Source organism: Ralstonia edaphi (assembly GCF_958350185.1).
GTDB classification, from domain to species: Bacteria; Pseudomonadota; Gammaproteobacteria; order Burkholderiales; family Burkholderiaceae; genus Ralstonia; species Ralstonia edaphi.
Genome location: NZ_CATWHI010000003.1, coordinates 855,558 through 877,112 on the forward strand (window position 1 = coordinate 855,558; position 21,555 = coordinate 877,112).

The 21,555-nt window shown below is 65.1% G+C and carries 26 protein-coding genes; 18 read left to right on the top strand and 8 right to left on the bottom strand.

All coding sequences use genetic code 11. From position 1 onward, the window contains the following. Positions 1 to 36 precede the first annotated feature (36 nt). Positions 37 to 264: a DUF3717 domain-containing protein gene (locus R2669_RS14455; RefSeq protein WP_024973951.1), complete on the top strand. Its 228-nt coding sequence runs from the start codon at positions 37 to 39 to the stop codon at positions 262 to 264. An 18-nt stretch (positions 265 to 282) separates the two neighbouring features. On the opposite strand, the gene R2669_RS14460 is transcribed toward R2669_RS14455, so the two are convergent. Beyond that, positions 283 to 597 (bottom strand): 4a-hydroxytetrahydrobiopterin dehydratase, encoded by a 315-nt coding sequence (locus R2669_RS14460; protein WP_316875319.1) that lies wholly within the window; start codon positions 595 to 597, stop codon positions 283 to 285. A gap of 46 nt (positions 598 to 643) precedes the next feature. Continuing rightward, the gene (phhA, locus tag R2669_RS14465) at positions 644 to 1,588 is read right to left on the bottom strand and encodes a phenylalanine 4-monooxygenase (RefSeq protein ID WP_316900775.1); all 945 of its coding nucleotides are present in this window, start codon (positions 1,586 to 1,588) and stop codon (positions 644 to 646) included. Between the two features lie 138 nt (positions 1,589 to 1,726). On the opposite strand from phhA, the gene R2669_RS14470 reads away from it, so the two are divergent. The 4 genes from R2669_RS14470 to R2669_RS14485 all read left to right on the top strand — a co-directional run bounded on the left by R2669_RS14470 (position 1,727) and on the right by R2669_RS14485 (position 5,029). Then, a complete protein-coding gene (locus R2669_RS14470) occupies positions 1,727 to 2,203 on the top strand; it encodes an Lrp/AsnC family transcriptional regulator (RefSeq protein ID WP_027678817.1) in 477 nt (158 codons plus the stop codon). 93 nt (positions 2,204 to 2,296) lie between these two features. After that, positions 2,297 to 3,061: a lysoplasmalogenase gene (locus R2669_RS14475; RefSeq protein WP_147214323.1), complete on the top strand. Its 765-nt coding sequence runs from the start codon at positions 2,297 to 2,299 to the stop codon at positions 3,059 to 3,061. A 34-nt stretch (positions 3,062 to 3,095) separates the two neighbouring features. Then, the gene (locus tag R2669_RS14480; RefSeq protein ID WP_316889121.1) at positions 3,096 to 4,097 is read left to right on the top strand and encodes a delta(1)-pyrroline-2-carboxylate reductase family protein; all 1,002 of its coding nucleotides are present in this window, start codon (positions 3,096 to 3,098) and stop codon (positions 4,095 to 4,097) included. Between the two features lie 203 nt (positions 4,098 to 4,300). After that, positions 4,301 to 5,029, top strand: coding sequence for an OmpW/AlkL family protein (locus tag R2669_RS14485; protein ID WP_102064027.1), 729 nt, complete (start codon positions 4,301 to 4,303; stop codon positions 5,027 to 5,029). A 65-nt stretch (positions 5,030 to 5,094) separates the two neighbouring features. Here R2669_RS14485 and R2669_RS14490 read toward each other — a convergent pair whose 3' ends face one another. Beyond that, a complete protein-coding gene (locus tag R2669_RS14490; RefSeq protein WP_206273366.1) occupies positions 5,095 to 5,307 on the bottom strand; it encodes a heavy-metal-associated domain-containing protein in 213 nt (70 codons plus the stop codon). A 145-nt stretch (positions 5,308 to 5,452) separates the two neighbouring features. Between R2669_RS14490 and R2669_RS14495 the strand changes: the two genes are divergently transcribed. The 9 genes from R2669_RS14495 to R2669_RS14535 all read left to right on the top strand — a co-directional run bounded on the left by R2669_RS14495 (position 5,453) and on the right by R2669_RS14535 (position 15,910). Beyond that, positions 5,453 to 7,675, top strand: a complete 2,223-nt coding sequence (locus R2669_RS14495) for a heavy metal translocating P-type ATPase (protein WP_316900779.1) — start codon at positions 5,453 to 5,455, stop codon at positions 7,673 to 7,675. Next, positions 7,672 to 8,139, top strand: a complete 468-nt coding sequence (gene cueR, locus R2669_RS14500) for a Cu(I)-responsive transcriptional regulator (protein ID WP_316900781.1) — start codon at positions 7,672 to 7,674, stop codon at positions 8,137 to 8,139. Before R2669_RS14495 ends, cueR begins: the two co-directional genes overlap by 4 nt. A gap of 75 nt (positions 8,140 to 8,214) precedes the next feature. Continuing rightward, a complete protein-coding gene (locus R2669_RS14505) occupies positions 8,215 to 9,084 on the top strand; it encodes an alpha/beta hydrolase (protein ID WP_316900783.1) in 870 nt (289 codons plus the stop codon). A 66-nt stretch (positions 9,085 to 9,150) separates the two neighbouring features. Then, positions 9,151 to 10,785, top strand: coding sequence for a GMC family oxidoreductase (locus R2669_RS14510; RefSeq protein ID WP_316900785.1), 1,635 nt, complete (start codon positions 9,151 to 9,153; stop codon positions 10,783 to 10,785). Between the two features lie 251 nt (positions 10,786 to 11,036). Continuing rightward, positions 11,037 to 11,807: an ABC transporter ATP-binding protein gene (locus R2669_RS14515; RefSeq protein ID WP_147214315.1), complete on the top strand. Its 771-nt coding sequence runs from the start codon at positions 11,037 to 11,039 to the stop codon at positions 11,805 to 11,807. Positions 11,808 to 11,919: 112 nt separating this feature from the next. Continuing rightward, positions 11,920 to 12,660: an ABC transporter ATP-binding protein gene (locus tag R2669_RS14520; RefSeq protein ID WP_027678827.1), complete on the top strand. Its 741-nt coding sequence runs from the start codon at positions 11,920 to 11,922 to the stop codon at positions 12,658 to 12,660. Between the two features lie 75 nt (positions 12,661 to 12,735). Beyond that, positions 12,736 to 13,944, top strand: coding sequence for an ABC transporter substrate-binding protein (locus tag R2669_RS14525; RefSeq protein ID WP_027678828.1), 1,209 nt, complete (start codon positions 12,736 to 12,738; stop codon positions 13,942 to 13,944). A gap of 80 nt (positions 13,945 to 14,024) precedes the next feature. After that, on the top strand, positions 14,025 to 14,909 hold the full coding sequence (locus R2669_RS14530; protein ID WP_316900787.1) for a branched-chain amino acid ABC transporter permease: 885 nt from the start codon (positions 14,025 to 14,027) through the stop codon (positions 14,907 to 14,909). A 14-nt stretch (positions 14,910 to 14,923) separates the two neighbouring features. Beyond that, positions 14,924 to 15,910 carry a branched-chain amino acid ABC transporter permease gene (locus tag R2669_RS14535; protein ID WP_147214313.1) on the top strand — a complete coding sequence of 329 codons (987 nt, stop codon included), beginning with the start codon at positions 14,924 to 14,926 and terminating at the stop codon, positions 15,908 to 15,910. A gap of 233 nt (positions 15,911 to 16,143) precedes the next feature. On the opposite strand, the gene R2669_RS14540 is transcribed toward R2669_RS14535, so the two are convergent. Further along, the gene (locus R2669_RS14540) at positions 16,144 to 16,395 is read right to left on the bottom strand and encodes a hypothetical protein (RefSeq protein WP_045785300.1); all 252 of its coding nucleotides are present in this window, start codon (positions 16,393 to 16,395) and stop codon (positions 16,144 to 16,146) included. A gap of 119 nt (positions 16,396 to 16,514) precedes the next feature. Here R2669_RS14540 and R2669_RS14545 point away from each other — a divergent pair, with 119 nt between their 5' ends. Together R2669_RS14545 and R2669_RS14550 are read left to right on the top strand one after the other, a co-directional pair. Further along, complete coding sequence (locus R2669_RS14545) at positions 16,515 to 16,952, top strand: hypothetical protein (RefSeq protein WP_316900791.1); 438 nt, start codon at positions 16,515 to 16,517, stop codon at positions 16,950 to 16,952. Positions 16,953 to 16,975: 23 nt separating this feature from the next. Beyond that, on the top strand, positions 16,976 to 17,734 hold the full coding sequence (locus R2669_RS14550; protein WP_316900793.1) for a sulfite exporter TauE/SafE family protein: 759 nt from the start codon (positions 16,976 to 16,978) through the stop codon (positions 17,732 to 17,734). On the opposite strand, the gene R2669_RS14555 is transcribed toward R2669_RS14550, so the two are convergent. Next, positions 17,724 to 18,101: a cupin domain-containing protein gene (locus R2669_RS14555; protein ID WP_316900795.1), complete on the bottom strand. Its 378-nt coding sequence runs from the start codon at positions 18,099 to 18,101 to the stop codon at positions 17,724 to 17,726. The two genes, R2669_RS14550 and R2669_RS14555, sit on opposite strands and share 11 nt — an antisense overlap. A gap of 169 nt (positions 18,102 to 18,270) precedes the next feature. Between R2669_RS14555 and R2669_RS14560 the strand changes: the two genes are divergently transcribed. Continuing rightward, positions 18,271 to 18,822: a phosphonate degradation HD-domain oxygenase gene (locus R2669_RS14560; protein ID WP_316900796.1), complete on the top strand. Its 552-nt coding sequence runs from the start codon at positions 18,271 to 18,273 to the stop codon at positions 18,820 to 18,822. On the opposite strand, the gene R2669_RS14565 is transcribed toward R2669_RS14560, so the two are convergent. Beyond that, positions 18,808 to 19,776 carry an SDR family oxidoreductase gene (locus tag R2669_RS14565; RefSeq protein WP_316900798.1) on the bottom strand — a complete coding sequence of 323 codons (969 nt, stop codon included), beginning with the start codon at positions 19,774 to 19,776 and terminating at the stop codon, positions 18,808 to 18,810. The two genes, R2669_RS14560 and R2669_RS14565, sit on opposite strands and share 15 nt — an antisense overlap. A gap of 105 nt (positions 19,777 to 19,881) precedes the next feature. Here R2669_RS14565 and R2669_RS14570 point away from each other — a divergent pair, with 105 nt between their 5' ends. Next, positions 19,882 to 20,778: a LysR family transcriptional regulator gene (locus R2669_RS14570; protein WP_316900800.1), complete on the top strand. Its 897-nt coding sequence runs from the start codon at positions 19,882 to 19,884 to the stop codon at positions 20,776 to 20,778. Positions 20,779 to 20,790: 12 nt separating this feature from the next. On the opposite strand, the gene R2669_RS14575 is transcribed toward R2669_RS14570, so the two are convergent. Continuing rightward, positions 20,791 to 21,006: a DUF3820 family protein gene (locus tag R2669_RS14575; RefSeq protein ID WP_027678837.1), complete on the bottom strand. Its 216-nt coding sequence runs from the start codon at positions 21,004 to 21,006 to the stop codon at positions 20,791 to 20,793. After that, on the bottom strand, positions 21,003 to 21,548 hold the full coding sequence (locus tag R2669_RS14580) for a hypothetical protein (protein ID WP_316889138.1): 546 nt from the start codon (positions 21,546 to 21,548) through the stop codon (positions 21,003 to 21,005). The genes R2669_RS14575 and R2669_RS14580 overlap by 4 nt, the downstream gene beginning before the upstream one ends. Between the last annotated feature and the right edge of the window lie 7 nt (positions 21,549 to 21,555).

The window sequence follows — 21,555 nt, forward strand, 5'->3', positions numbered from 1 at the left end:
ACAATCGGCGAGATTGGGCAGCGCTACAATGCGCGGATGACCGATGCCCTGCTCACCATCACCGATCTGGAGGCCGCCATCAATTTCTGGCGTGCCCGTTCTCCCGCCGAAGGCGAGGAACTGCGGCTGTGTGCCGAGGCGTCGGCGCTGGCCAAGCCGTATGCGCTGATGATTGTACAAGGCGCCACCCGCATCGCCCCTGAGCAATTGGGCGACAAGGCGCGGGCAGCGTATGAGGCGTGGCGCGCAGCCACACAGGGCTGAGCGCCAGCATTGCGGTGATTACTTCGCGCCAGTGGCGCCTGCGCTTTTCGCGGCCTGCTCGATAAAGCGCGCGAGATCGGCGTCACGGTGCGTGAGCCCATTCGCATCGTGTGTGGACAACGTAATGTCCACGCGATTCCACACGTTGAACCACTCGGGGTGGTGATTCATCTGCTCGGCTTTGATGGCCACGCGCGTCATGAAGCCGAACGCGGCGTTGAAGTCGGCAAAGGTGAAAGTCTTCTGGATGGCGTCGCGGTCGCTCTGGAGCGTCCAGCCTGGCACTTCGGCAAAGAGGGCTTTGCGTTGGTCTTCGTTCAGGGTCGGCATCATGATTGGGGCGAAGTTCTGTCTTGAATGCGCGCAGTATAGTCAGCGCTCAGATGTCTGCCGTGTCCGCCCAACCTTCGCGGTTGCCCACGTTCAGCACCACATCCCCCTCCACCACATCGCCGGCACCGATGGTCGGCAGCGCGGCGAGTTCTTGATACAGCGGCGTGAAATCCGGACGCGTGGCGTCGAACAACTGCTCGAAGCTGTCGATCGTAAAGTAGGTCTTCTGGAACGTGTCGATGCGGTAGCGCGTGCGCATGATGCGGCGCACGTCGAAGCCGATGCGGTTCGGGCTGGCCGAATCCAGCGCGTACACCGATTCACTCTTGCTCGACACGATGCCCGCGCCGTAGATGCGCAGGCCGGCCGGCGTGCGGATCAGGCCGAATTCCACCGTGTACCAGTACAGGCGCGCGAGCATGTCGAGCTGGCCGAGGCGCGCGGCTTTAAGGCCACCCTTGCCGTAGGCTTGCATGTAGTCGGCAAAGATCGGATTAATCAGCAGCGGCACGTGGCCGAAGATGTCGTGGAAGCAATCCGGCTCTTGCAGGTAATCGAGCTGATCGGGACGACGCATCCACCAGCTTGCAGGAAAGCGGCGGTTGGCGAGGTGATCGAAGAACACTTCGTCGGGCACCAAGCCCGGCACGGCGACGATCTGCCAGCCGGTGGCGCGCATCAGGGTTTCGTTGAGTTCGTCGAAAGACGGCACGGCGTCGCGGCTCATGTCCAGCGTCGACAGGCCTTGCAGGAATTCATCGCACACGCGGCCCGGCAGCAGCGCTTCCTGGCGGTCGTACAGCGTGCGCCACGTTGCATGATCGGCGGCGGTGTAGCGATGCACCGGCTGCTGCATGGTGAAATCAGGGCGCAGCGTCTGGCCGTCGAGGCCTTCGGCGAACTGCTCACGCAGCTTGTCGGTCAGGGTGCCGTTGAAGCCGGCCGGGGCGGCGTTTTGGGCTGCGTCGGGGGCGTTGGTTGCGATGGCCATTTGTAATGTCGATCTCGTGCAATCAGGGTCCGGCCAGTGTATTGGGGGCGCCACGCGGGTTGGCCGCAAAACAAAGATCCATTGCGCCTTGTCTGCGAAAATCGTGCAAAATGCTGCCTGAAAACGCAGGAGATGTGCATGATTTCGCTTGATACCTTCGATCTGGCCCTGCTGGCGGCCCTTCAGCGCGATGGGCGTGCGACGCATCAGCAGCTGTCGGAACAGGTTCACCTGTCGGCCAGCCAGGTCGGGCGGCGCCTGGCGCGGCTTGAATCGGAAGGCGTGATCGAGGGCTACCGGGTGGTGCTCTCGCCGACGGGGCTGGGGCTGGGCGTGACGGTGTTCGCGAGCGTCAAGCTGGCGCACCACGGCGACGCCATCGTCGAACGCTTTCGCGAAGAGATCAGCCTGCTCGACGCGGTGCAGGAGTGCTACTCCGTGGCGGGTGATGCCGATTACATGTTGCGCGTGGTGGTGCCCGATCTGCCGGCGTTGTCGGAATTCGTCATGCGCAAACTGATGCGCGTGCCGGGTGTGGACAATGTCCGTTCCAATATCGTATTGACGGCCTTGAAGCGGGATGGCGCCTTGCCGCTATCCCACCTCGGTGGGTAGATTCGCGCCTTGCGCCAGGGTGCGCGGCGTGTCACGCTGCAAACCGACCTTACTTTGCTGATATGAAACGCCTGTCTTGGGCGGGAGACCACGATGGTTGACGGACACACCACGCATCCGGCGCACGCGCCGGCGCATCTGTCAGGCGGCTACGGCATGCCGGCACGGGTTCGCGCGTGGTGGGTGGCTGCCGCAGTGGCGGGCGTCACCTACGGCGGCATGCTGACCATGGTGGCCGTGGAAGTCCCGCCGGGCACGCCGCTGGTTGGCCGCATCGTCGCGCAGCCGCTGTGGAAGATGCTGATGGCGTTGCTGCTGGCACGCGCAGCCTCGCTGCACGAGATTCCGCGTGAGCGGCGCTGGCTGATCGGCGCCATGGTGTTTTCCGCGTTCGGGGATCTGTGGCTCGCTCTGCCGGGGTTCGCGTTCTCGTTCATGGCTGGGCTGGGCTGTTTCCTGCTGGCGCATCTGTGCTATCTGCGGGTGCTGATTGGGCTGCGCGGGGCGTCGTCGGCCCTGCGCATGGTCGGTGTGGGTGTGATGATCGGCGTGGCCATCGGCATGCTGCTGTGGTACTGGCCGGGCCTGGGTGAGTTGAAGGGGCCGGTGATTGCCTACATGGTCGTGCTGTCGGCGATGGTGTGCGCGGCATTGCTGGCGCGCCTGCCAGGGCCGCTGACGGCCTGGGGCGCACTGGCCTTTGCGGCTTCCGACGCGATGATCGGCATCAGCGTGTTCGTCTTTCCGTTCACCGACCACGAGCTGGCGATCTGGTGGAGCTACGCCGCTGCGCAGCTGCTCATCAGCGCGGGATTGCTCACGCGCCGCACACCGCCGCCGCGCCGCGCCGCTGCATAAGTCCGTCCGACGTTTCTTCCGCTGCGGGAGCCCGATGCTGGAGACCCTCGACGCTGCCACCACGGCAGCCCGCCTGCCTTACGCTGCGTTGGCCGATGCCATCGCCCAGGTGTTGCGCGACGCACGCGCCGGCCGCGCCCAGGCACCGGCGCGTCTTGTGATGCCCGTGGCGGGCGGCGGCAGTCTGCTGCTGATGCCGGCGTCCAATGCCGACATCGCCATCACCAAGATGATCACCGTGCACCCGCACAACCCTGGCCAGGGCTTGCCAGCCATTCACGGCGAGGTCGTGGTGATGGACGCCCGCACCGGCGAGCGCCGGCTGATGCTCGATGGCCCGACCGTGACCGCGCACCGCACCGCCGCCGTGTCGTTGCTGGCGGCGCGCTTGCTGGCACCTGAGCCGGCGGGTGATTTGCTGCTGATTGGCGCCGGTGCACAGGCGCGCGCCCACCTGGAAGCCTTCCGCTTCGGCCTAGGCACACGACGCGTCACGATCATTGCGCGCACGGCTGCCAGCGCCGATGGCCTGGCGGCCCACGCACGCGCACTCGGGATGAACGCCACGGCGCTGGCCGGTGGCGATGCTGAAGGTGCGGCAGGAGCTGCCCGCGCGGCATTGCCGCAGACGTCGCTCGTAATTACTGCTACGCCGTCATCGCAACCGGTGCTCCCGGATTTGGGCGATCCGGGACACCCCGCCGGCTATGCGTGGGGCGAGCATCACTTCATCGCCGCCGTTGGCGCGTTCCGGCCGGATATGGCCGAGTTGCCGCCACGCCTGTGCGTGCATGCCGCCGCCGTCGATCGGCTGTACGCCGACACCCTCGTCGACCTCGAAGCGGAGGCTGGCGACCTGCTGCAGGCTGGCGTGCCGTGGTCGCGTGTGCGGCCGTTACAACAGTGCGTCGACGCGCTGCCGGACACACTTACGCAGCCCGCGCCGGTGTCGCCGGTGGTGTTCAAGAGCGTCGGCAGTGCCCTGTGGGATCTGGCCGCGTGCGTACTTGCGTTGTCCAAGTCCAAGCCTGTTTAAAAACTGAGCATGTGCTGAAAACGCTCGCTGCAGGCCGATCTAGCGCACAGCTTGTAACAGGAAACCTCTAGAAAAAGGGTTCTAGCCAGGGCAATCACACGGGATAATGGCCATCCCTTCCGCCTGGGAGGAGACATAGAACGCACCGCAAACGTATCCACACGTTTGTATCGGATGCGTCTGACACAGGAGCACATACAGAGATGGCCTATAAAAAAGCACTGGCGGCCGCCGCCGGGATGATCCTCGCCACCGCCGCACACGCACAGGCTGCCGGCAGCAACATCGTCAGCCTCGGCTGGTTCCGCGTGATGCCGAATAGCTCGAGCGACCCGCTGTTCGTCAACAGCGTTGGCGGCGCACCCGTCAATCAATCGGTGCCGAACACCGGCGCGAAGATCAAGGAAGCCGATACCGTTGGTCTCGCCTTTACACACTTCTTCACCGACAACGTCGCCGTCGAACTGGTGGGTGGTCTGCCGCCGCGCCACAAGATTGAAGGCACCGGCTCGTTCTCCGGCTATGGCGAAATCGGTTCGGCCAAGCAATGGAGCCCGGCCGTGCTGGCCAAGTGGTACTTCTTCAGTGCGGACAGCAAGTTCCGTCCGTATGTCGGCGCCGGCCTGAACTACACCTGGTTCTCCGACGAGAAGATCACCAGCAGCGCGTTCCAGAACCAGGTCCTGGGCCGCGGCACGCCGGGCAGCAAGAGCAATGTGACGACCGACAGCTCGCTGAACCCGGTGCTGAACGTGGGCGCGACCTACGCCATCACCAAGGATTGGTTCGTTGGCCTGTCGGTGTCCTATCTGCCGCTGAAGACCACGGCCAAGATCGACACCACGCTGATCAACGGCGTGCACATTCAGAGTGAAGCGAAGATCAAGATCAACCCGGTCGTGACCTTCCTGAACGTCGGCTACCGCTTCTAAGCGGCTTCCGCGCAAACAAAAAGGCGTGCCACAGCGGCACGCCTTTTTTGTTGCCACCGCCCGGCTCAGGCGGAAGCTTTGACCGGGTAGCCGGCTTGCTCGATGGCGGCCTTGACCGCATCGGCGCTGGCGCCGCTGGTGACGGCCACGGTCTGCTTGTCGAGGTCGACCTGCACATTGGCGCCGGCATCGACCTGCTGCACCGCCCGCGTGACGGCCGATACGCAGTGGCCGCAGCTCATGCCCGTCACGGAAAAGGTCGTGGAAGACGTCGTCATGGTTGGCTCCTGAAAGAGGGAAGGGTGAATCACGGCAGCAGTATGAACCTTCCCATCGTGGGAAGCGCAAGCGTAAAATGGCGCTTGACCTTACCAAGATGGGAAGGTCTAGGCTGATGCCATCTACCTTAGAACGGACGCTTCCATGACTGCCGCCAGCCTTGCCGACGTGGCCTCTACCGATCTGGATATCAGCGGGATGACCTGCGCTGCCTGCGCGGGGCGCGTCGAGCGTGCCCTGCGCGCCGTGCCGGGCGTGACCGAAGCGAGCGTGAATCTCGCGACCGAGCGCGCCCGCGTGCAGGGCGGTGCGGCCCGCGATGCGCTGGTCGCCGCCGTCACCGCAGCGGGCTATGAGGCGCGCGTCGCTTCCGACGAAACCGCCGCGCCTGCTGTTGCCGAACCCGACTTCTGGGACGGTGCCGGCCCCGTGTGGATTGCCGCCGCGCTGTCTGTGCCGCTGGTGTTGCCGATGATCGCCGGGTGGTTCGGCGGCGACTGGATGCTGCCGGCCTGGGCGCAATGGCTGCTGGCGACGCCGGTGCAGTTCGTCATTGGTGCGCGCTTCTACAAGGCGGGCTGGAAGGCGCTCCGTGCGGGCGCCGGCAATATGGATCTGCTGGTGGCACTTGGCACGTCGGCGGCGTATGGGCTGTCGCTGTGGCTCTGGTGGCGCGCCGGGGCGGACGGGATGCACCATGCGCCGCACCTGTACTTCGAAAGCGCCGCCGTGGTCATCACGCTGGTGCGGCTTGGCAAGTGGCTGGAAGTGCGTGCCAAGCGCCAGACTGCCCAGGCCATCCGCGCCCTGCAGGCGTTGCGCCCCGACACCGCTCGCGTGCGCGGTGCCGACGGCACGCTGCGCGATACCCCCGTCGCCCAGGTGCGTGTGGGTGATGTGGTGTCCGTGCGCGCCGGAGAACGGATCCCCGTGGATGCGGTGGTGCTGGAAGGCGCGAGCCACGTCGATGAATCCATGCTGACCGGCGAAAGCCTGCCCGTGCCCAAGCGCGAAGGCGACCGGGTGACCGCCGGTGCCGTCGCCACCGACGGCGTGCTGCTCGTGCGCTCCACGGCCATCGGCGCAGACACGATGCTCTCGCGCATCATCCGTCTTGTAGAAGACGCGCAGGCCGCCAAGCCGCCGATCCAGCAACTGGTCGACCGCGTGAGCGCCATCTTCGTGCCGGCGGTCCTGGTGGCGGCGTTGCTGACGCTGGCGGGTTGGTTCATCGCTGGCGCGGGTTGGGAGACGGCCATCGTGAACGCCGTGGCGGTGCTGGTGATCGCTTGCCCGTGCGCGCTCGGCCTTGCCACGCCGTCCGCCATCATGGCCGGCACGGGTGCGGGCGCGCGGCGGGGCATTCTCATTGCCGATGCGCAGGCGCTGGAGCGCGCGCAACAAGTCGATTTCGTTGTCTTCGACAAGACGGGCACGCTTACCGTCGGCCAGCCGCGTGTGACGGCGGTGGAAGCGGCATCCGGCATTGACGCCGACACGCTGCTCGACCAGCTTGCCGCGCTGCAGGCCGAGAACACGCACCCGCTGGCACAGGCCACGCGCGACTATGCCAAGAAGCGCGGTCGCGCTGTCACGCCCGCGCAATCGCCGGAAGTGCTGGCCGGACGCGGCACGCGCGGCATCGTGAATGGCGCGTCGCTGCAACTCGGCAACGCGCGGTGGATGGATGAACTGGGACTCGATCGCAGCGCATTGCAAGCGCGCGCCGATGCGCTGGAGGCGCAAGGCAACACCGTCTCGTGGCTTGCGCAGCGTGACGAAAGCGGCGTGCAGCTGCGCGGGCTGATTGCCTTTGGCGATGCGCTGAAGCCCGGCGCGAAGGAAGCCGTGTCCGCGCTGCAGGCGCGCGGCGTGCGCACCGCGCTTGTGACTGGCGACAACGCTGGTGCGGCGCGCAGCGTGGCGCAGGCACTTGGCATCGATGAAGTGGCCGCGCAAGTGCTGCCGCAAGACAAGGCCGCGCGCGTGACGGCATGGCAGAAGGGCGGCCATGTGGTGGCGATGGTCGGCGATGGCATCAACGACGCGCCGGCGCTGGCTGCGGCCGATGTCGGCATTGCCATGGCCACCGGCACCGATGTGGCGATGCAGGCCGCCGGCATCACGCTCATGCGCGGCGAGCCCCGCCTGGTGAGCGACGCGCTGGACCTGTCGCGCCGCACCGTCGCAAAGATCCGCCAGAACTTGTTTTGGGCCTTCATCTATAACGTGGTGGGCATTCCGCTGGCGGCATTCGGCTTGCTGAACCCGACATTTGCCGGCGCGGCCATGGCGTTCTCCAGCGTGAGCGTGGTCACCAATGCGCTGATGCTGCGCCGCTGGCGCGCCACCGGAGACAACGCATGACGCGCACTCATCTCGTCGACAAAGGACCGGTCAACATTGGCGAGGCCGCGAAGGCCAGCGGCGTGTCGGCCAAGATGATCCGTTACTACGAAAGCATCGGCCTGCTGCCGCCGAGCCCGCGCACCGAAGGCAACTACCGCATGTACGACGCGCGGGCGTTGCATGTGCTGCGCTTTATCCACAGGTCTCGCTCGCTGGGTTTCTCGCTGGAAGAGATTCGCACGCTGCTGTCGTTGTGGAACGACCGCGAACGCGCCAGCGCCGATGTGAAAGCCGTGACCCTGCGCCACGTGGCCGACCTCGATGCGCGCATCAGCGAGCTGCAGAGCATGCGCGACACGCTCATGACGCTTGCCAATGCCTGCCACGGTGATGACCGGCCTGATTGCCCGATCCTCCAGCGCGTGGCCGGCGAGGACGGGGAAGGCGGCCCCGACTCCGACCCCGACGCCTGCTGCCACTGACGGGCCGCTCTATTGACGCAGATTGCGGCAGGCGGCGTCTATGCCACAATCTGGCAACCCAAGGAGGAGACGCCGATGACGCAAGCCCCCGCTCAGGTCACCGCCCATCCAGCGCTGGAAAGCCGCCAGCGCATGAAGGACGGCACTGAACTGCTGGTCCGCACGTGGTTGCCCGTGCCCGACATGGGCGAACCTCGCGGTACCGTCATCCTCGTTCACGGCATGGCCGAACACAGCGGCCGCTATCCACATGTGGCCAAGGTGCTCACCGACCTTGGCCTGCGCGTACGGGCCTTCGACCTGCGCGGCCACGGCAAGAGCGGCGGCGCGCGCATGGCGCTCGACGCGCAAGACAACTACCTCACCGACCTCGCAGAAATCGTCGATGCCGTCGTCGCCGAATGGCACGAGATGCCGTTCGTCCTTGGCCACAGCATGGGCGGGTTGATCGTCGCGCGCTTCACCACCGCGCGTATCCGCCCCGTGCGTGGCGTGCTGCTGTCATCGCCCGCGTTGCGCGTGAAATTGCCGCCCGGAACGGGCATCGTGCGGGGGATTCTCTCCGCCATCGCGCCGCGGTTGCCGGTGCCCAATCCCGTTGATCCGGCCAAGCTTTCGCACGATCCCAGCGTCGCTGCCGCCTATCGTGCAGACCCGCTGGTGCAAAGCACGATCAGCGCATCATTGCTGGAGTTCATGCTCAATGCGATCACGCAGGCGCAGCAGGATGCGCCGCGCCTGGAAGCGCCGATGCTGCTGATGGCTGGAGGCGCGGATGCGATTGTCGATCCCTCCGGCAGCCGCGATTTCTATGCGAATGCGCCGGAAGATTTGCGGACCTTGGCATGGTTCGACAACGGCTATCACGAGATCTTTAACGAAGCCGAGCCGCTGCGTAGCGAGGTGTTTGCGAAGATGACGGAGTGGCTGGCTTCGCGGATTTGATTTGAAGTGAATTGGTTGCACCACAAAAACAAAAACCAATAACACCAAGGAAAGAAGCACGGAGACATGGACACCTACGACTACATCATCATCGGCGCAGGCTCCGCAGGCTGCGTCCTCGCCAACCGGCTGACCCGCGACCCCGACGTTTCGGTCCTGCTGCTCGAAGCGGGCGGCAAGGACGATTACCACTGGATTCACATCCCCGTCGGCTATCTGTATTGCATCGGCAATCCGCGCACCGATTGGCTGTATCGCACGCGCGAAGAGCCCGGGCTGAACGGCCGCTCGCTGGGCTATCCGCGCGGCCGGGTGCTCGGTGGCTGCTCGTCGATCAACGGCATGATCTACATGCGCGGTCAGCGCGAGGATTACGACGGCTGGGCGGCCATCACCGGTGATGATTCCTGGAAGTGGGATGCGGTGCTGCCGCTGTTCAAGGCCAGTGAAAACCATCACGGCGGCGCGAACGAATGGCACGGCGCGAGCGGCGAATGGCGCGTCGAGCCGCAACGCCTGCACTGGCAGGTGCTGGAGACCTTCATCGAAGCGGCTGTGCAGGCGGGCATCCCGCGCACGAGCGACTTCAACCGCGGCGACAACTTCGGCGTCGGTTACTTCGAGGTCAACCAGAAACGCGGCATCCGCTGGAACACGGCCAAGGGCTTTCTGCGCCCGGCGTCGCAGCGACCGAACCTGACCATCGTGACGGGCGCGCAGGTGCGGGCGCTGACGTTTGACGGCAAGCGCTGCACGGGCGTGACGTATCGCGGGGCAGGACAGGACTACACCGTGGCTGCGCGCGAAGAGGTGATCCTGTCGGCGGGTGCGATCAACTCGCCGCAATTGCTGGAGCTGGCCGGCATTGGGCAGCCGGAGCGTCTGCAGGCGCTCGGCATTCCGGTGCGCCAGGCGTTGCCGGGCGTCGGAGAAAACCTGCAGGACCACCTGCAGCTGCGCAGCGTGGTGAAGGTGAACGGTGTGCCCACGCTCAACACGCGCGCCTCCAACTGGTGGGGCAAGGCCCTCATCGGCATGCAGTACGCGTTCAATCAGAGCGGGCCGATGAGCATGGCGCCCTCGCAGCTCGGCGTGTTTGCGCGCTCGAATCCGCATGTGTCGCGGCCCGATGTGGAATACCACGTGCAGCCGCTGTCGCTCGATAAGTTCGGCGATCCGCTGCACGCGTTCAATGCGTTTACCGCGAGCGTGTGCAACCTGCGGCCTACGTCGCGCGGCACGGTGCATGTCACGTCCGCCGATCCGTTTGCGGCGCCGACCATCGCGCCGAACTACTTGTCCACAGAGGAAGACCGCAAGGTCGCGGCGGATTCGCTGCGGCTCACGCGCCGCATCGTCGCGCAGCCGGCCTTGGCGCAATACCGGCCCGAGGAGTATCTGCCCGGCGCCGCGTTCCAGACCGACGAAGAACTCGCCCGCGCGGCCGGAGAAATCGGCACGACCATCTTCCACCCGGTCGGCACCTGCCGCATGGGGCGCGCCGACGATGCAGACGCGGTGGTCGACGCGCAGCTGCGGGTGCGCGGCATCGACGGCCTGCGGGTGGTGGACGCGTCCGTCATGCCGACGATTACCTCGGGCAACACCAACTCGCCGACGATCATGATTGCGGAGAAGGCGAGCGAGATGATTCGTGCGGCGCGCAAGGCCCGTGCCCGCGGCGAGGCCGTGGCAGCCTGACGCCGGTCCGGCTGGCGAAGCCGATGACACGGGCGTGACACACCGCCCGTGTCCACTGGATGCGCAATCCGCATTGCCCCGATACGTAACTCTACGTAACCCTCCCGCGTGAGCCGGAAAGCCAATACCGGTGCGGGTTTCCGGGGCGTAAGCGGGGTGTAATCGTCTCGGTAAAAACCCCGATGTTTTGCAACGCAACAGCCGTTGACAATCATCCGCACCATAAAAAGGGCGGGAGACAAGAGGGAATCATGGCGCAGGACATCATTCTCGAAACGCGCGGACTGACCAAGGGCTTCAAGGGCTTCACCGCCGTGTCCGACGTCAACCTGCGCGTGCAGCGTGGGTCCATCCATGCGCTCATCGGCCCGAACGGTGCCGGCAAGACGACCTGTTTCAACCTGCTGACCAAATTCCTGGTGCCGACGCGCGGCACGATTCTGTTCAACGGCGTCGATATCACATCGGAAAAGCCGGCACAGATCGCACGCCGCGGCGTCATCCGATCGTTTCAGATCTCCGCCGTGTTTCCGCATCTGACGGTGATGGAAAACGTTCGCGTCGGGCTGCAGCGGCAGCTCGGTACGGCGTACGCGTTCTGGCGCAGCGAGCAGTCGCTCAACAAGTTGAATGCGCGCGCGATGGAGCTGCTCGAACAGGTGGGCCTGACGCAGTTCGCGCATACCGTGACGGTGGAGCTGCCGTACGGCCGCAAGCGCGCGCTGGAGATTGCGACCACGCTCGCGATGGAGCCCGAGCTGATGCTGCTCGACGAGCCCACGCAGGGCATGGGCCACGAAGACGTGGACCGCGTGACGGAGCTGATCAAGCGCGTCGCACAGGGCCGCACGATCCTGATGGTCGAACACAACATGAACGTGGTCTCGTCCATCGCCGACAAGATCACGGTGCTGCAGCGCGGCCAGATCCTGGCCGAAGGCCCGTACGAAGAGGTCTCGAAGAACCCGCAGGTGATGGAAGCCTATATGGGCACCGCCGATGCGGCGCTGGAAGGCCATTGAAGCTGTTGACGCTGTTGAGGCCACTGATCGACGCTGATCGATCACGCGACGCGGCTGCATGCCGCGTATCAAACGTAAGCGAACGCTAGACCCGAACACACGAGAACACTGCATGAGCACGCCCGCGCTCCAGATCAAGGACCTGCACGCCTGGTACGGCGAATCGCACATCCTGCATGGTGTCGACCTGACCGTGAACCGCGGCGAGGTGGTCACGCTGCTCGGCCGCAACGGCGCGGGCCGCACCACCACGCTGCGCGCCATCATGGGCCTGGTGGGCACGCGCAAGGGCTCCATCGTCGTGCACGACGCAAGCGGCCAGGGCGTGGAAACAATCGACCTGCCGACCCACAAGATCGCCCACTGCGGCATCGGTTATTGCCCCGAAGAGCGCGGCATCTTCTCGAGCCTCTCGTGCGAAGAGAACCTGATGCTGCCGCCGGTACTGAAGGGGCAAGTCGCCAAGACCGGCAATGCCGGCATGAGCATCGAAGAAATCTACGAGATGTTCCCGAACCTGGCCGAGCGCCGCCAGAGCCAGGGCACGCGCCTGTCGGGCGGCGAGCAGCAGATGCTGGCGGTCGGGCGCATCCTGCGCACGGGCGCGAACCTATTGCTGCTCGACGAGATTTCCGAGGGCCTTGCGCCGGTGATCGTGCAGGCGCTGGCCCGCATGATCCTGATGCTCAAGAAGCGCGGCTACACGGTGGTGATGGTGGAGCAGAACTTCCGCTTCGCCGCGCCGCTGGCAGATCGCTTTTATGTGATGGAACACGGCCGCATCGTCGAGCGTTTCGAGGCGGCGCAACTGCAGGACAAGATGCCGGTGCTGCACGAACTGCTCGGCGTGTAAGACGTTTTCCCGATCGACTTGCAAGACCCATGCGCCAGCGTGATCCGCGGCGCGCACGACACAGGAGACAAGACCATGACACTCAAGAAGCTGGCTGGTGCATTGATGGCGGTAGGGCTGGGCGCGGCTGCATTCGGCGCGCATGCGCAGGTGAGCGGCGACAAGGTGAAGATCGGCTACATCACCGATCTCTCGGGTCTGTATGCCGACATCGACGGGCAGGGCGGTGTCGAGGCGGTCAAGATGGCGATCGAGGATGCGGGCGGCAAGGTGCTGGGCAAGCCGATCGAACTCGTGACGGCCGATCACCAGAACAAGGCCGACATTGCCGCATCGAAGGCGCGTGAATGGATGGATCAGCAAGGCCTGGACATGCTGCTGGGCGGCACGAACTCCGCCACGGGCCTGGCGATGAACAAGGTGGCCTCTGAGAAGAAGCGCGTGTTCATCGACATCGGTGCGGGCACGGCGCGCCTGACCAACGAAGAGTGCACGCCGTACACGATCCACTATGCATACGACACGGTGGCGCTGGCCAAGGGCACAGGCAGCGCGGTGGTCAAGCAGGGCGGCAAGTCGTGGTTCTTCCTGACCGCTGATTACGCCTTCGGCCATTCGCTGGAGAACGACACCACGGCCGTGGTGAAGGCCAACGGCGGCACGGTGGTGGGTTCGGTCAAGCACCCGCTGTCGGCGTCGGATTTCTCGTCGTACCTGCTGCAGGCGCAGTCGTCTAAGGCGCAGATCCTGGGCCTGGCCAACGCCGGCGGCGACACGATCAACTCGATCAAGGCCGCCAAGGAATTCGGCATCACCAAGTCGATGAAGATCGCCGGCCTGCTGATGTTCATCAACGACGTGCATAGCCTGGGCCTGCAGACGGCTGAAGGCCTGTTGATGACCGACAGCTGGTACTGGGACATGAACGACGCCACGCGCAAGTTCGCCAACCGCTACTTCATGAAGATGAAGAAGATGCCGAGCAGCCTGCAGGCGGCGGACTACTCGGCGGTGTCGAACTACATCAAGGCCGTGGCCGCTGCCGGCACGGACGATCCGGACAAGGTCATCGCGCAGCTCAAGAAGACCAAGATCGACGACTTCTACACGAAGGGCACCATCCGCCAGGACGGCCGTGCCATCCACGACATGTACCTGCTGCAGGTGAAGTCGCCGGCCGAATCGAAGAAGCCGTGGGACTACCTGAAGGTCGTGGCGACGATCCCGGGCGAGCAGGCTTTCACCACGCCGGCCGAGTCGAAGTGCTCGCTGATGAAGAAGTAAAAGCGTAGGCAATCCGGCGCCGCCATCCGTGTGGATGGCGGCGCCATCAACGTTGTGTTGGCGTTCTTCTCCTGACCGCGATGGAAATTTTCGGCGTTCCGCTACCGGCCATGCTCAGCCAGCTGCTGCTGGGTCTGGTCAACGGTTCCTTCTATGCGATGTTGAGCCTGGGCCTTGCGGTCATCTTCGGGCTGCTCAACGTCATCAATTTTGCGCACGGTGCGCTGTTCATGCTGGGCGCGGTGCTCACGTGGATGGGCTTCTCGTACCTGGGCGTGCCGTACTGGGTGATGCTGGTGCTGTCGCCCCTGGTGATCGGCCTGCTGGGCGTGGTGATCGAACGCACGCTGCTGCGGTTCATCTACAAGCTCGATCACCTCTATGGCCTGCTGCTCACGCTGGGCGTGACGCTCGTTATCGAAGGCGTGTTCCGCGCCATCTACGGCGTCTCGGGCCTGCCGTACGACACGCCCCAACTGCTGCAGGGCGCCACCGACCTCGGCTTCATGATGCTGCCCAACTATCGCGCGTGGGTGGTGGTGGCGTCGCTGGCGGTGTGCTTCGCCACGTGGTTCATGATCGAGAAGACAAAGCTGGGCGCGTACCTGCGCGCCGGCACCGAGAATCCGAAGCTGGTCGAAGCCTTTGGCGTGAACGTGCCGCTGATGGTCACGCTCACCTACGGTTTTGGCGTGGCGCTGGCGGCGTTTGCGGGCGTGCTGGCGGCGCCGGTCATCCAGATCTCGCCGCTGATGGGGCAGAGCATGATCATCACCGTGTTTGCGGTGGTGGTGATCGGCGGCATGGGGTCGATTCTCGGTTCGATCGTCACCGGGCTGGGCCTGGGCGTGATCGAGGGGCTGACCAAGGTGTTTTATCCACAGGCGTCGTCCACCGTGGTGTTCGTGATCATGGTGCTGGTGCTGCTGGTGCGTCCGGCGGGCCTGTTCGGTAAAGAGAAATGAGCGGCGCGGCCAACATGACCAACTCTTCTTCCCTCAAATACGTCCTGTACGGCCTGCTGCTGGTGGCACTGATTGCCGCGCCGCTGGTGGGCGCCTATCCGGTGTTCGTCGCCAAGCTGCTGTGCTTCGTGCTGTTTGCGTCCGCGTTCAATCTGCTGCTGGGCTACACGGGGCTGCTGTCGTTCGGGCACGCGGCGTTCTTTGGCGGCGCGGGCTACGTGGCCGGCTACATGATGCGCGACTTGCACGTCACGCCCGAGCTCGGCTTGCTGGCCGGCACCGCGGCCGGCGCGTTCATCGGCCTGATCGTGGGCCTGCTCGCCATCCGCCGTCAGGGCATCTACTTCGCGATGATTACGCTGGCGCTGGCGCAGATGCTGTACTTCTTCTGCCTGCAGGTGCCGTTCACCGGCGGCGAAGACGGCCTGCAGGGCGTGCCGCGCGGCAAGCTGTTCGGCGTGCTCGACCTGTCGTCGGACCTGACGCTGTATTACGTGGTGCTCGTGATCGTGGTCGCGGCGTTCCTGCTGATCGTGCGCACTATCCACTCGCCGTTCGGGCAGATCCTCAAGGCGATCAAGGAGAACGAGCCGCGCGCCACGTCGCTCGGCTACGACACCGATCGCTTCAAGCTGCTGGCCTTCGTGCTGTCGGCGGCGCTCACGGGCCTGGCCGGCTCGCTCAAGACGCTGGTGCTCGGCTTCGAGACGTTGACGGACGTGCACTGGTCGATGTCCGGCTCGGTCATCCTCATGACGCTGGTGGGCGGCCTGGGTATCCTGTCGGGCCCGCTGCTGGGCGCCGCGCTGGTGATCGCGCTGGAAAACAAGCTTGGCGACATCGGCAGCTTCCTGGCCGGAGCCACCGGCATCGACGGGTTCAATATCCTCGGCGAATCGGTCACCACGGTCACGGGCGCGATCTTCGTGATCTGCGTGCTGACGTTCCGCCGCGGGATCATGGGCGAAATTGCGGCGCGCGTGCCTTGGTTGCGGCGTTGACGCCACAATGCGCGAAGATACCGGTAAATTTCACCCGAACGGCTGAACTTGGTGCCTCATGCACCGTAAGGGTTTGCTCTAGTTGCTGCATTGCGGTGCATCTTTTACAGTCGCGTTACGGTTTTCGCACGAGATAAATGAGGCGGGAGCGAGGAGACGACAGCACACACCGCATGTACGGTGGAGATGCAAAATAAATGAAGGCCCTGCCAGGCGATCCCCGGCAGGGCCTTTTAGTTTGTGCGCTCGCCTTTCGCGAGGGCGCCGGCCAGCAGCGCACGGCCCCGGGCGCTGACCGTCACCAACTGCAGCCCCGGCGCGGAATCGGGCACGCAGTCCACCAGCCCGTCGATGCAGGCATCTTCCCAGATCGACAGCCGCGGGCACGACGTCCGCCACGTTTCCAGCACTTCAGCATAGGGCCGCGGCCGCTCGGCCAGCGACTGCAGCAATTGCAGGGTGAGGGCGTGTGTCGGATCGGCCATGGCGGGCTCCGTGGGGTGACGCATCCATTCTGGTTCGCGCCAATTCACAAGAGAAATGCATTCGGTGTCGACGCCTATGCGCGCGCTGCATGACAATGGCGCCTTCGCCTGAGCCGCCCATGACGTTCTCCACTCGCCTTGCCACGCCCGAAGACCGGCCGCGCCTGCTGGCCGCCGTCGCGTCGACCGCCTCGCCGCTGCAGGCCGCGCATGCCGTCGATACGCTGCTCGCCCATCCGAGCGTGCATCCGTGCTTCCTCGTTGAAATGGGTGAAGCGCTGGCCGGCGTGGCGCCGATCACGCTCGTGCCCCATCTGGCGCTGGGCGGTCTGGTGGCGTGGTTGCCCGTCGGCGTGATGGTGCTTTCCGGTGACACGGCCACGCGCGATGCGGCCCTGGCGGCCGTCAATGAGTACGCCAGGGCACATGGCATACTCCACGTCCTGTTGCCGCCCGCGGCGCTTTCGGCGGAAGACGCCGCAGAACTCGGCTTTGCGCCCGACGCATCGGGCTGCTGGCGGCGCAGCGCACGTCCGTCGCCCAAGTCGCTGGGCTAATCCTTCCCGTTACGTTTCTCCTGATGGAATTCGCTTTGCTCGCCGTGGCCGGCTTTCTGGCTGGCCTGATCGATGCCGTGGCCGGTGGCGGCGGCCTGGTGCAGATCCCCGCACTGTTCTCGGCGTATCCGAACACCGCGCCCGCCACGCTCATCGGCACCAACAAAGTCGCGTCGATGTCGGGCACGGCGACGGCGGCGGTGCGCTACGGCCGCACGGTGCGCATCTATTGGGGCGCGACGGCGCCGGCGGTGGTCACGGCGTTTGTGTTTTCGCTGCTCGGCGCGTGGGCGCTGACGCATATTCCGGCCGAGCCGCTGCGCCGTGCGCTGCCGTTCGTGCTGGCGGTGCTGCTCGTCTACACGGTGGCCAAGAAGAACCTGGGCGCCGATCACGCCCCGAGCCTCAAGGGCTGGCGCGAGCGCGCCGCGGCATTGCTGGCCGGCGCGGCCATCGGTTTCTACGACGGCGTGTTTGGCCCGGGCACCGGCAGCTTTCTGATGATCGTGTTCGTGCGCGTGTTCGGGTACGACTTCCTGCATGCGTCGGCGTCTACCAAGATCGTCAACTTGGCGACCAACGTGGCAGCGCTGTTGCTGCTGGCCGCCAAGGGGCACGTCTGGTGGCAGCTGGGCCTGGTGATGGCGGTGGCCAACGTCGCCGGCAATCAGGTCGGCAGCCACCTCGCGCTGCAGCACGGCAGCCGCTTTGTGCGCAAGGTGTTCATCGTGGTGGTGCTGGCGTTGATTTTGAAGACGGCTTACGACGCCTTCATCCGTTGAGTTGCTTCTCGAGCGCCACGCTGCGCTCGGTAACGACATCGCCCGTGTGCTGCGTGGTTACGGTTTCGATCAGCATGATTCCGCATTCTTCGTCGGCCACCGGAAAGTGACGCACGCCGCGCGGCACGACGCAGAATTCGCCGGGGCCGAGATGCACATCGGCGCGGTCTTCGAAAGCGATTTTCAGGTGGCCGTAGACCACGAAGAACAGCTCGTCTTCATTCGGGTGGTCGTGCCAGACGAACTCGCCTTTGAGCTTGGCGACCTTGATGTATTGGTCGTTGACCTGGCCGACGACGCGCGGCGACCAATAGTCCGCGACCTGTTCCAGCGCCTGCGTGACCTGTACGGCGTGTCCTGCGAGCATGATGCGCTCCGATGTGTGGGAAGGCACTGAAGATAAGGCCGCGCGCCGTGCATTCCCAACCAAACTTTCTAATCGCGCCGATCACGCGGGCTAATGCGCGGTGCGTTGTCACCGTGTTGCCGCACGGGCGGACTACGCTGCAAGGTTCTGCATTTGCCCGCGCAGCATCATGGCCCTGAGTCTCGACGACATCCGCACGCTGTTCGACCGCCACGGCAACCTTGCCTACAGCGGCGAGCCCGTCACCCAACTCGAACATGCCTTGCAGACGGCGGCGTTGGCGGAGGCGGCCGGCGCCTCGGATGAGCTCATCACGGCCGCGTTGCTGCACGACCTCGGTCATCTGCTGAACCTGCAGGGCGAGACGCCAACCGCTCACGGCATCGACGATCAGCACCAGTACTTTGCGCTGCCGTTTCTGCGTGCGACGTTTCCCGATGCCGTGCTGGAGCCGATTCGCCTGCATGTGGATGCCAAGCGCTGCCTGTGCGCGATGGATGCGCATTACTACGCGCGCCTCTCAGCCGATTCCGTACGGAGCCTGGCATTGCAAGGCGGCGTGTTTTCGGCGCAGGAAGCCGAGGCCTTCATGCAGCGTCCATACGCTGCCGATGCGCTGCAGCTGCGCCAGTGGGACGACCTCGCCAAGGTGGCCGGGCAGCGCACGCCTGATCTTGCGCACTTCCTGGCGACGGCCGCGCGGGTTTCAGCGGCAGCCTAGGCTGCGCAGCGTCGCGCCCACGGCTTCGTCCCACGGCGTGTGCGGTTCGGCGCCGAGTGCCTGCACGAGCTTGGCGTTGTCCATGCGCACCGGGTGCTGCCACAGGTAGCGCATCTCGCGCATCTCGCGCAGCATCTCCGAGAACGGCGCCAGCGCCGGCATCAGCCACCACGGGAATGCGCGCGTTTTGACGGGGCGGCCCACCGCGCGGCCAATCGCAGCGGGCATCTGCGTGCCGTCGGCATCCCAGTGACCACGCATGTGATAGACGGCGAAGTCCGGCAGACGGTCGCCTTGCTCGACCAGGCGCAGCATCGTTTCCGCCACATCCGGCAAGTACGCCCATTGATGGCCGATGCCCGCGGCGCCGGGCTGCGTGACGGTGCGCACGGGCTTGCCCGGCCTGACCAGCGCGCCGGCAAACCACGTGTTGCCGGTTTGCGGCCCGAAGAAATCGCCCGCGCGCACGATCAGGCTGCGCACGCCGTCGGCGCTTGCCGCCTGCATGCGGCGCTCCAGCTCTGCGCGGATCTTGCCCTTGCGCGTGAGCGGTGCCTGCGCAGTCGTTTCGCGCAGCACGGGAAACGTGTCCGGCGCAAAGTTGTACACCGTGCCCGGCAGCAGGATGCGCGCACCTGAAGCGCGGGCGGCGGCGATGGTGTTGTCGATCATCGGCAGCACCAGGCCGGCCCAGTTCTTGTAGCCCGGCGGGTTGACGGCGTGGATGATCAGTTCCGCATCCTGCGCCGCGCCGACCACGTCTTCGCGCACCATCGCGTCGCCGCGAATCCATTCGAACGCGGCGTTTCGGTTCGTCAGCGCCTCCGGATTGCGCTGCAGCGCCCGCACATGCCAGCCGCGTGCCACCAGCCGACGGGCCACTTCACCGCCGATGCCGCCGGTGGCGCCCAGTACCAATGCGATGCGTTTTGCCTGTTGGTTTGCCTGTTCCATGACCGTGCTCCTGAGGTGTGGGAGAGCGTTGCGATGGACGCATTCTGGGCGCGACTGTGCTTCAATGGAATTGTTGATGATGAGCGTGCAGCTATACGAATTTGTATGAGCGGAACTGAGCCCGGCTGGGAGTTGTATCGGACGTTTCTTGCCGTCGTGCGAGAAGGATCGCTGTCGGGCGCCGCCCGCGCACTGGGGCTGACGCAGCCCACGGCAGGGCGGCATGTCGATGCGCTCGAACGGGCGCTGGACATGTCGCTCTTCATCCGAACGCAGCAGGGGCTGAGCCCAACGGAAGCGGCGCTATCCCTTCGGCCGTTTGCGGAGTCGCTCGAAGCCACGAGCGCCGCCTTGCTGCGCGCCGCGTCCAGCCACGGCGAGGGCGTGCGCGGCACCGTGCGCATCACCGCCAGCGAGGTGGTGGCGGTGGAGGTGCTGCCGCCCATCCTCGCCGATCTGCACGCCGCCTATCCGGAGCTGACGCTCGAACTGGTGCCGTCAAACCGGATGGAAGACCTGCTGCGCCGCGAGGCGGACATCGCCGTGCGCATGCAGCCACCGAGCCAAGGCGTGCTCGTCGCGCGGCACTTGGGGGAGATTGAATTGGGGATGTTTGCGCACCAGCGCTATCTGGCACAGCGCGGCACGCCAACCACGGTGGAAGAACTCGCTGGCCACACGTTGATCGGCTACGACAAGGAGAACGCATTCCTGCGCAGCGTGCGAGCGCAGTTCCCGTGGATCCAACGCAACCGCTTCGCACTGCGCACCGACAGTGACCTGGCTGCAATTGCTGCGCTGCGCGCCGGCTTTGGCATCGGCTTCTGCCAGGTGGGCCTGGTGCGGCACAACGCAGATCTGGTTCGGCTGTTCAGCGATCAGGTTTCCATCACGCTCGACACCTGGCTTGCCATGCACGAAGACCTGCGTGACAGCCCGCGCTGCCGCGTCGTGTTTGATGCGTTGGCGACGGGGCTGCTGCGTTACATCAACGGCGATTGATCGATCGCGTTGTCAGCGGCCCTGGCGCAATGGGTCGAGCAGACCCTTCAGGCCGTTGTGATCCAGCTCCTGCATCAGCGCCAGCAAGCGGCCGATCTGCCCCGGCGGAAAGCCCTCGCGCGCGAACCAGTTGAGGTAATGGCCCGGCAGGTCGGCAATCAGGCGGCCCTTGTACTTGCCGAAGGGCATTTGCGTGGTGACGAGGCGTTGGAGGTCTTCGGGGTTCATGGTGCTGGGAGAGTGCCGAGCTGTAGTTCGATGGATTCGCCAATGCCGAGCTTGTACCTGGCATGATCATTCGACGGGGCGCGCACCGCGAGCCCTTCCAGCGTGGAGCTATGGAGCGATACACGTGCCTTGCCATCCCGATGCAGTGCATGCCAAATGACAGACATTGCCAGCGACTCCTCCTCTGGCAGCGTTTGACCGTTAAGTTGTGTGCAGTCCGGCGCAAGGAACTTGAATGTGTATTCACTTCGCAGAAGAGGGCGTTTCTTTAGCTCTGCGACCATCTCCGAGACAGGAGGCATCTGCTCATAGTCGAAGGCTTCCGAATCGTCGTCAGACAACTCTTGGATGGTCTTACCCCGATGCGTGGTCACACCTTCGTCGAGCAGCGACACGGTGATCGTCTGGGTCGCCTGGATCGGCATCATGTCGATCCATGTGAGATACGTACTGTCACCTTCCTCAGGATAAAAGCCACCGCTGAGATTCAATGTCGCGAAGTTTTCGTCGATCCGGGAGCAGCTCACGTGAAGGCTCAGCATGTTGTAT